This is a genomic window from Mycobacterium sp., assembly GCF_049280035.1.
Classification (GTDB): domain Bacteria; phylum Actinomycetota; class Actinomycetes; order Mycobacteriales; family Mycobacteriaceae; genus Mycobacterium.
In genome coordinates this window covers 1-2,386 of record NZ_JBAPPI010000764.1, presented here as the reverse complement: position 1 = coordinate 2,386, position 2,386 = coordinate 1, and the positions used below count along the sequence as shown (strand labels likewise).

Sequence of the window (2,386 nt, the reverse complement as noted above, 5' to 3'; positions counted from 1 at the left end):
GCTGAAAACCCGAAGTTTGTCCAGGGCTTTGGTCAGGCGCGGCCGCTCTTTGATCAGCACCTCCAAAGCCGGGGGGATCTGGCGCAGCGCCGCAGTGATGACGTCGTGCTGTCCGGCGAAGCTGTCGGCAAGCCGGTTCAGCGCCTGGATGGACGTGACGATGTTGTCGCGCTGTTGGTCGAGCGTGCCCACGAACTTGTCCAAGCGGGTGAGCAGATCCCGGACGGCACCCGCCCGACCGGAAAGGGCGGCGTTGAAATTGTGGACGATCTCACCGAACTGCCCCAGCCCGCCGCCGTTGACGACCACCGACAGCGACGAAAGGGTTTGCTCTGTCGACGGATACGTCGACGCCCGGTTCAGTGGGATGGTGGCGCAGGTTTTCGGGAGGCCGAGCCGGGCGCATTTGGCCTCCGGTTGCAGCTGGCCGATACCAGGTTGGCCAAGCGGCGGGTTGAGTTCCACATGCATGGATCCCAGCAGGCTGGTCTGACCGACGCTGGCCACCGCGTTGGCGGGGATGACGAGACCGCGCTTCACCGAGATCTCGACGTCGGCGTACCAGCCCTTGTCCCCCTTCTTCGGCGTCATCGGGCCCACACTGCCGACCACGACGTCGTCCATCATCACCGGCGAATTCGACTCCATCGTAATGACATTCGAGAGCTCGACATGGTATATGTCTCCGTCCCCGCCGCTTCCCACCGCGCCAGGCAACGGTAGTGAGTTCAAGCCGTGGAAGGCGCATCCCGTCGCGGTCAGCATCATGCAGCAACCAACGGCGAGCATCCGTCGAACGCCAACCCGCGCGGTCATGGCTGCGGCCGTTCTGCTGGCAGCGGGCCAGGCGGCGGAGGTGGTGGCGATTCCATCGGTACGGTCGGCGCCGGCGGCTCCGGCATCGCCGCTCCGGGTATCCGCGGAAGCGGCACCGACGGCGCCGGCCCGGGCACGACCGAGTCACCGTTCAGGCCGGTATACGCGGACACCGCGGGCGGGATCTCTGGCGGTCCGGGCTTCGGGCCTTCACCACCGGGCGCCAGGCGCGGCTCGGCGTAGATGATGTTTGCCGGGTTCGCCGACGGCATCAGGACTGGGTTGATGGGGATCGGCGACTCGTTGTAGTTCAGCACCCGCAATCCGGGGCCGAGAAACAGGGCACACAACTTGCCCGATTCGACCGCGGTGACACTCTCGACGGCTGCCGTCATCGAGCAGCCGGGAATCGGCAACGGAATAATCGCACCCCCCGACGTGGAATTCGCGAAGGGTACGATTCCGAACCCGCCGTTGATGGTTCCGGTGTCGGGGTTGTAGTCGTTCATGAAGTTAGCGATCGCCGTCGGCGCGAGGTGCAGAAGGTTTTCCAGCGCCATGTGCTGGTCGACGAGCGGCTGGGTGACGTTGGCCAATCGCGTTATCTGCTCGCTGGTCTGGTCACGGGTTTCCGCGATGAACCGCTGCACCTCGCCGACCGCCGTGGACAGGTTGGTCACCGCCGCGTCCAAATCGGATTTGCTGTCGTTGACCACGCTGGTGAGTGTGGCCAGCCGGTCGTTGAACTGCACAAGTTGGACGTGGCTGTCGCGCAGTGCCGTGATGAAGGTCTGCAGATTCTTGATGATGTCGACGATGTTGCCGCTGCCGTCGGCCAGGATCCGGCCTACCCCGGACAGTTGGGCCAACGCCTGATGTAGTTTCTCGCCGTTGCCGTTTCCCAATGCGTTGGCGGCGCTGTCGATGAACCGGCCTACCGACGTGTCCGAAACGCCGCTTTTGGGCCCCAGATCCGTTGCCAGCCGCATCAATTGGGTTTTGACCTCGTCCCACTCGACCGGTACCGCAGTACGCTCGACCGGTATTGTCGCGCCGTCGGCCATGACGGGTCCGCTGTCCCGGTAGGCGGGTGTGAGCTGAACGTAGCGGGCAGCAACCAGGTTCTGCGCGACGATCACCGCTTTCGCGTCCGCTGGAATCGGCACGTCATGGTCGACGTGCAGGGTCATCTTGGCCCGCGTGCCCTCGGGTTGGATGGACTTGATCGTGCCGACTTTGACACCGGAGACGCGCACCTCGTCGCCGGGATAGATCGCGGTGGTGGTGGTGAAGTACGCGGTGACGGTCTTGGCGCCAAAGAACACATTATGGACGAGCACAGCCGCGCCGACGACGAGAAGCCCCGCTAGGACTACTGCGGTTACGGCTGACAGCCTGTTGCGCGGGATACGCGGGATCATCACTGTGTCCCTCCGATCCGTCCGCCCAACGTACAACCAGGGCACTCTGGAATCCCGTTGTAGGGGAAGGGGACCAGCGACCTCGGTAGGGGCGACGGGAAGCCAGGACCTTTAGCTGTGTCGAAGGTGCGGAATCCCCACAGATATTC

Annotated in this window: 2 protein-coding genes and 1 pseudogene; all 3 read right to left on the bottom strand. The window is 64.2% G+C overall.

The annotated features are described in order from the left end of the window. Positions 1-816: MCE family protein (locus WAN71_RS24530; RefSeq protein WP_422227819.1), on the bottom strand; the 816-nt coding region annotated here is incomplete at its 3' end. After that, positions 813-2,237 (bottom strand): MCE family protein, encoded by a 1,425-nt coding sequence (locus tag WAN71_RS24525; protein WP_422227818.1) that lies wholly within the window; start codon positions 2,235-2,237, stop codon positions 813-815. The genes WAN71_RS24530 and WAN71_RS24525, both read right to left, overlap by 4 nt. Continuing rightward, positions 2,237-2,386 (bottom strand): annotated as a pseudogene (locus WAN71_RS24520) (mammalian cell entry protein); the annotation flags it as partial. The pseudogene WAN71_RS24520 and the gene WAN71_RS24525, both read right to left, overlap by 1 nt.

What these genes read in the sequence shown, in the direction of transcription:
- WAN71_RS24525 (WP_422227818.1), bottom strand. Translation starts at nt 2,237, where the DNA reads ATGATCCCGCGTATCCCGCGCAACAGGCTGTCAGCCGTAACCGCAGTA.